General features: G+C 74.3%; 6 protein-coding genes and 1 pseudogene. 5 read left to right on the top strand and 2 right to left on the bottom strand.

Translation table 11 applies throughout. The features are described from left to right. A partial coding sequence (locus VR44_RS42205; protein ID WP_157880217.1) for an FAD-dependent oxidoreductase occupies positions 1–141 on the bottom strand: 141 nt, incomplete at its 3' end. A 140-nt stretch (positions 142–281) separates the two neighbouring features. Between VR44_RS42205 and VR44_RS04435 the strand changes: the two genes are divergently transcribed. Both VR44_RS04435 and VR44_RS04430 read left to right on the top strand, forming a co-directional pair. Beyond that, positions 282–1,265 (top strand): DUF4349 domain-containing protein, encoded by a 984-nt coding sequence (locus VR44_RS04435; protein ID WP_045946029.1) that lies wholly within the window; start codon positions 282–284, stop codon positions 1,263–1,265. A 70-nt stretch (positions 1,266–1,335) separates the two neighbouring features. Further along, complete coding sequence (locus VR44_RS04430) at positions 1,336–2,718, top strand: FAD-dependent oxidoreductase (RefSeq protein ID WP_045946028.1); 1,383 nt, start codon at positions 1,336–1,338, stop codon at positions 2,716–2,718. Positions 2,719–2,788: 70 nt separating this feature from the next. Here VR44_RS04430 and hemE read toward each other — a convergent pair. Then, positions 2,789–3,807 (bottom strand): annotated as a pseudogene (hemE, locus tag VR44_RS04425) (uroporphyrinogen decarboxylase). A gap of 91 nt (positions 3,808–3,898) precedes the next feature. Between hemE and VR44_RS04420 the strand changes: the two are divergent. From VR44_RS04420 to VR44_RS04410, 3 genes are all read left to right on the top strand, one after another. After that, a complete protein-coding gene (locus VR44_RS04420; protein WP_045946027.1) occupies positions 3,899–4,555 on the top strand; it encodes a DUF3000 domain-containing protein in 657 nt (218 codons plus the stop codon). A 298-nt stretch (positions 4,556–4,853) separates the two neighbouring features. Further along, positions 4,854–5,516 (top strand): helix-turn-helix transcriptional regulator, encoded by a 663-nt coding sequence (locus tag VR44_RS04415; protein WP_007267191.1) that lies wholly within the window; start codon positions 4,854–4,856, stop codon positions 5,514–5,516. 124 nt (positions 5,517–5,640) lie between these two features. Further along, positions 5,641–6,682 (top strand): HRDC domain-containing protein (locus VR44_RS04410; protein WP_045946030.1); only part of this gene is annotated, 1,042 nt, incomplete at its 3' end.

The following is a 6,682-nucleotide window of genomic DNA, read 5'->3' as shown; positions in this document are numbered from 1 at the left end:
CTCCAGGAGGGTGACGCGGAGGCCGTCGGAGAGCAGCCGGTGGGCGGCGGCGAGGCCGGCGATTCCGCCGCCGATGACGACGACATGACGGGACGGCCCCGGCCGGCCCGTCCCGCTCGTACGCGTGTCCGCTTCGTGCATGGCCCCATGGTCTCAGACCTGCCGCCGAGGCCCGAACGTGACCGCATCGGAACCGGGTCGGGATCCCGGAGGCGAAACCCGGGGCGGCGGCGCGGACGTCGAAGCGGTGACATCTGCCGAACCCCCGGGGGTACTTGACGATGCACACGCTCAGCAGACAGCACCGCGCGGCGGCCGCCCTGGCCGGCCTGTCCCTGGCCGGGGGCCTCGTGCTCACCGGCTGCAGCGCCGGAAGCCAGACGTCCGCCTCCGACGGCAAGGCCGCCGCGGCGGCCCCCCGGGAGGGCGCGCAGGGCAAGCCGGGGGCGGGGGCGGCCGCTCCCCCGGCGGCGGACTCCAAGGGCCAGGCCCAGGTTCCCGTCCGGCCGAACGTCATCCGTACGGGGAAGCTGGGCATCGAGACGGCCGAACCGCAGAAGGTCATCGCGGCGGCCCGGACGGCGGCCGAGGGCGCGGGGGGCTACGTCGGTGCCGAGACCACCGACCGCGGTGGGGACGGGCGGATCACGTCCACGCTGACCCTGCGGGTGCCCGGGGACCGCTTCGACGCGGTGATCGCCTCCCTGGAGGGCGGCGGGAAGCTGCTGAACCGGAAGGTGGAGGCGCAGGACGTCACGGAGAAGGTCGCCGACGTCGACAGCCGGGTGAAGTCGCAGCAGGCCAGCGTGGCGCGGGTGCGGGAGATGATGGAGAAGGCCTCCGCGCTCAGTGACGTGGTCATGCTGGAGAGCGAGCTGAGCCGGCGCCAGGCCGACCTGGAGTCCCTGCTGGCCCAGCAGAACGCGCTGAAGGACCAGACCTCGATGGGCACCATCACGCTGTCGGTCTCGGAACCGGCTCCGGGTCCGGTGGAGAAGGAGAAGAAGGATCCGCAGCCCGGGATGGGCGATGCCCTGGCCGGCGGCTGGAAGGTGTTCGCGCGCCTCGTCGGCTACCTCGGGCTCGCACTGGCGGCGGTGCTGCCCTTCGCCCTCGCCGCCGCCCTGCTCACCTTCGGGTTCAGGCTCTACCGCAGGTTCCGTCCGGCGAAGCCGAAGACGGGTCTGCGGCGGACCCTGGTGCCCCGGCAGGCCGCTGCCCCGGCCCCGGAACCGGCGGGCGGTGCACGCGAGGACGGGGTCTGACGGCCCGTCCGCCCGTAGCGTGTCCCCGTAACGGAGGCGACGGCGCACGGCGCGGAGGGCGGGCAGGGCGATGGCGGCGGAACGACTGGTGGTGGTCGGCGGTGACGCGGCGGGGATGTCCGCCGCGTCCCAGGCCCGGCGGCTCAAGGGGGCCGGGGAACTGGAGATCACCGCGTTCGAGCGGGGGCACTTCACCTCGTACTCGGCGTGCGGGATCCCGTACTGGGTCGGCGGGCAGGTCACGGAGCGGGACGACCTGATCGCCCGCACCCCCGAGGAGCACCGCGCCCGGGGCATCGACCTGCGCACCCGCACGGAGGTCCTGGAGCTGGACCTGCCGGGCCGCCGGGTGCGCGCCCGGAACCTGGACAGCGGGGAGGAGTCCTGGACGGGCTGGGACAAGCTGGTCCTGGCGACCGGCGCCCGCCCGGTCCGCCCGAAGCTGCCGGGGATCGGCGCGCACGGGGTGCACGGCATCCAGTCCCTGGACGACGGCCAGCGCCTGATCGGCAGCCTGGAGCGTACGGAGGGCCGCCGGGCGGTCGTGGTCGGCGCCGGCTACATCGGCGTGGAGATGGCCGAGGCCCTGGTCCACCGGGGCTACGAGGTCACCGTCCTGCATCGCGGCCCGCAGCCGATGGCCACGCTGGACCCGGACATGGGCGGCCTGGTGCACCGGGCGATGAACGCCATGGGCATCGTCACGGTCTCCGGCGCCGAGGTGGTGAAGATCCTGGAGGACGAGGAGGGCCGGGCCCGGGCGGTGGCCACGGCGTCGGGCGAGGAGTACCCGGCGGACGTGGTGGTGCTCGGCATCGGCGTGGAGCCCCGTACGTCCCTGGCCCGCGAGGCGGGGCTGCCGCTCGGGGAGTCGGGGGGCCTGCTGACGGACCTGTCGATGCGGGTCCGGGGCCAGGAGGACGTCTGGGCGGGCGGTGACTGCGTGGAGGTCCTGGACCTGGTGGCGGGCCGCAACCGGCACATCCCGCTGGGCACGCACGCCAACAAGCACGGCCAGGTCATCGGCTCGAACGTGGGCGGCGGCTACGCGACGTTCCCGGGGGTGGTCGGCACGGCGGTGAGCAAGGTCTGCGACCTGGAGATCGCCCGTACGGGGCTGCGGGAGAAGGACGCCCTGGCGGCGGGGCTGCGCTTCGTGACGGCCACGATCCGCTCCACGAACACGGCGGGGTACTACCCCGGGGCGGCGGAGATGACGGTGAAGATGCTGGCGGAGCGGCGTACGGGCCGTCTGCTGGGCGTCCAGATCGTGGGCGGGGCCGGGTCCGCGAAGCGGGTGGACGTGGCGGCGGTGGCCCTCACGGCGGGCATGACGGTGGAACAGGTCGTCGCCCTGGACCTGGGCTACGCCCCGCCGTTCTCTCCCGTGTGGGACCCGGTGCTGGTCGCGGCCCGCAAGGCGGTCTCGGCGGTGCGGGCGGCGGGCGTGTAGCCCAAACGCCGGCGGGGCCGTCCATGGCCCCGCCGGCGTTGAGGCGCGGGAGCGGTGGCGCCGTGTCCGGCTAGCGCTGCGTACGGGTGTGGACGTAGTCCACCAGGCGGGTCAGCGCGTCGGGGTCCGTCGTCGGGAGGACGCCGTGGCCGAGGTTGAAGACGTGGCCCTCCAGGCCCGCCGCGGCGGCCAGGACCTCGTCCGTCTTGGCCTCGACGGCCTCCGGGGTGGAGAAGAGGACCGCGGGGTCCAGGTTGCCCTGGAGCGCCTTGCCGGGGCCGACCCGGCGGGCGGCCTCGTCCAGGGCGACCCGGTAGTCGACGCCCACGACGTCCGCGCCGGCCTCGCCCATCAGGCCGAGCAGCTCGCCCGTGCCCACGCCGAAGTGGATGCGCGGGACGCCGTAGGAGGCGACGGACTCCAGGACCTTCGCCGACGCCGGCATCACCGAGCGGCGGTAGTCCGCCGGGGCCAGGGCGCCGACCCAGGAGTCGAAGAGCTGGACCGCGGAGGCGCCGGCCTCGATCTGGACCTTCAGGAAGGCGGAGGTGATGTCCGCGAGCCGGTCGAGGAGGGCCGCCCACAGCTCCGGGTCCCCGTACATCAGGGCCTTGGTGTGCTCGTGGTTCTTGGACGGGCCGCCCTCGACGAGGTAGCTCGCGAGGGTGAAAGGCGCGCCGGCGAAGCCGATCAACGGCGTGCTGCCGAGTTCACCCGTGAGCATGCCGATCGCCTCGGTGACGTACGCGACGTCCTCCGGGGTGAGGTCGCGCAGCTGTGCGAGGTCCTCGCGGCGCCGGATGGGCTGGGCGACGACCGGGCCGATGCCCGGCTTGATGTCGAGGTCGCCGCGTCGACGCCGTGGCGGCGCACCGGCTGCATGGTGATCTCGGTGACCAGGTCCGGGCGCATGCAGGACTCGAGCATGGCGGTGCCCTCGCGGACCTTGCGGTACTCGGGCAGTGAGCGGCCGGCCTGCCTCATGAACCACACCGGGGTGTGCGGTACCGGCTCGCGCCGGCAGGCCTTCAGGAAGGCGGAATCGTACGTCTGACTCGGCTGGCCCTGCGGGCTGGTAGTGGCGCTCACGCGGCAAATCTTCGCACGTATGAAGAAGTGCCCGCCCCGGCACGGGTGTCCCTGCGCCGCACGGGCGCCCGTTCCGCCTAGTCTTCCCGGCATGGCTGCGGCTCAGGGACGATTTTCAGATGGCGCTGACGGCGTGGACGGCGCGAAGGAGAGCTCGGTCCCGCTCCCGTTCCGACGGGCGGTCGACGGCTTGCGCAAGGCGCGGCTGCGGCCCGGGATCGAGATCGATCCCACGAAGCCGCCCCAGCGGCTGGCACCGTACGCGTACGCGCTGGAGGCGGCGGTCGTGGACGGGGAGGAGGACCTGGCCGACGGGCGGCTGATCCTGCTCCACGATCCGGCCGGGCACGACGCCTGGCAGGGCACGTTCCGGCTGGTGACGCTGGTACGGGCGGAGCTGGAGCCGGAGATGGCGGCGGACCCGCTGCTCCCGGAGGTGTGCTGGTCCTGGCTGACCGGGGCACTGGAGGCGCGCGGGCTGGCGTACGGGGAGCCGAGCGGGACCGTGACCATGGCGAGCTCGCACTACTTCGGGGGGCTCGGGGAGCGGCGTCCGGCGACGCAGATCGAGATCAGGGCCTCGTGGACCCCCCGGGAGGGGGTCGGCGGGGTGCCGGACACCTCCGCGCACCTGGCGTCCTGGTGCGAGCTGCTGTGCCAGATCGCGGGGCTGCCCCCGGCGGGCCCGGCGGAGGGGGCGCCGGGCGTGGTGTCGCTGCCACAGCGGCGCGGTCCGCACCACCCGTAGCGGGCGGCCCGGAGGGGCCGTCCGGAGGGGGTGCGGGGGCGGCCGGACGGGGTCCGGCGGCGCGGGGGCGATCGTTCGGGTGCGTGACGGAGCGTCAAAGCCGTGCGGTCATGGCGGGCTTCTGATCATCCCTTGATCGATCGTGCGTCCGAATTGCCCGAATTGTTACTCACCAAATCGTGATCATTCCCTAAAGCCGGGCGGGTGACGTGCCGAAGGAGTCAGTGACCATCCGCACGGTTCGCACCGGCTTCCTTCCCCGAGCCGGCCCGTCCCGCCACTCCCCCAGGAGGCCTAGGTGTCCGTTCTTCTCGAGCAGCCCGCAAGCCTGGTCGCCTACCGCCCGAACAAGCCGACGGCCATGGTCGTCGTGGCCGACCCGCGCGTCCGTTCCACCGTGACCCGCCATCTGTGGGCTCTCGGAGTCCGTGACGTGATCGAGGCGTCGTCCATCGCGGAGGCCCGCCCCCGCGTCGGCAGCCCGCGCGACATCTGCGTGGCCGACGTCCACCTGCCGGACGGCTCCGGTCTCACCCTGCTCTCCGAGACCCGCGCCGCCGGCTGGCCGAACGGCCTGGCCCTGTCCGCCGCCGATGACATCGGAGCCGTGCGCAACGCCCTCGCGGGCGGTGTGAAGGGCTACGTGGTCACCGGCACCCGCACCAACATCGGTCTCCCCACCCGGCCCGGCGCCGCCCCCATCGGTGCCGCCGCCGCCCGCATGCACCGCCGCCCCCCGGGTGCCCCGAGCCACCCGGGCGGCTACCGGGAGCTGTCCGGCCGCGAGGTCGAGGTGCTGCGCCTCGTCGCGGAGGGGCAGTCCAACAAGGCCATCGGCGTCTCGATGGGCCTGTCCGCCCTGACCGTCAAGTCCCACCTCGCCCGGATCGCCCGCAAGCTCGGCACCGGCGACCGGGCCGGGATGGTCGCCGTCGCCCTGCGGACGGGGATCATCCACTGACCCCGCCCTGAGCCCCGCGGGCCGGCCGCCGGCGAACCCCGGCGGGGCCCGTGCCCCACCCTTCGCGCCCGTCGACGGAACGTTCCGGCGACGGGCGCGTCACATACACGGATACCCTTGACCGGTGACCGACGCCCAAGAGACCGCAGCACACCTGCGCACCACCACCGGGGGCGGCCCCCCGGACGAAGAGGTTTCGTCCGATGGGCTGCCGATTCCTTTGCTGGAGCCCCGCGAGGGCATCCCGCCCGTCGTGGCCGACGCCGAGGCGCTCGCCGAGGTCGTGGCGGCCTTCGCGGCGGGCACCGGCCCCGTCGCCGTCGACGCCGAACGCGCCTCCGGCTACCGCTACGGCCAGCGCGCCTACCTCGTGCAGCTGCGCCGCGAGGGCGCGGGCTCCGCGCTGATCGACCCGGTCGGCTGCCCCGACCTCTCCGCCCTGGGCGAGGCCCTCTCCGGCACCGAGTGGATCCTGCACGCCGCCACCCAGGACCTGCCCTGCCTGCGGGAAATAGGCATGGCCCCCACCACCCTGTTCGACACCGAGCTGGCGGGCCGGCTGGCCGGCTTCCCCCGGGTCGGACTCGGGGCGATGGTCGAGAGCGTGCTCGGCTACCAGCTGGAGAAGGGGCACTCCGCCGTCGACTGGTCCACCCGCCCGCTCCCCGAGCCCTGGCTGCGGTACGCCGCGCTGGACGTGGAGCTGCTGGTGGACCTGCGGGACGCGCTGGAGAAGGAGCTGGACCGGCAGGGCAAGCTGGAGTGGGCCCGCCAGGAGTTCGACGCCATCGCCTCCGCCCCGCCCGCCCCGCCGCGCAAGGACCCCTGGCGCCGCACCTCCGGCATGCACAAGGTGCGCCGCCGCCGTCAGATGGCGGTGGTGCGGGAGCTGTGGGAGGCCCGCGACCGGATCGCGCAGCGCCGTGACGTGTCCCCCGGCAAGGTGCTGGGCGACGCCGCGATCGTGGAGGCGGCCCTGGCCGTCCCCGCGAACGTGCACGCGCTGTCGGCGCTGCCGGGCTACGGGCAGCGGATGGGCCGGCGCCAGCTGGACCAGTGGATGGCCGCCGTGGAGCGGGCGAAGGCCCTGCCCGAGAGCGAGCTGCCGCAGCCCGGGGCGGCCCCGTCGGGCCCGCCGCCGCCGCGATCCTGGGCGGACAAGGACC

It is taken from the genome of Streptomyces katrae, from assembly GCF_000966975.1.
GTDB lineage: Bacteria > Actinomycetota > Actinomycetes > Streptomycetales > Streptomycetaceae > Streptomyces > Streptomyces katrae.
Note: the sequence above shows the minus strand (reverse complement) of the source record. Positions and strands in the feature narration are given on the sequence as shown.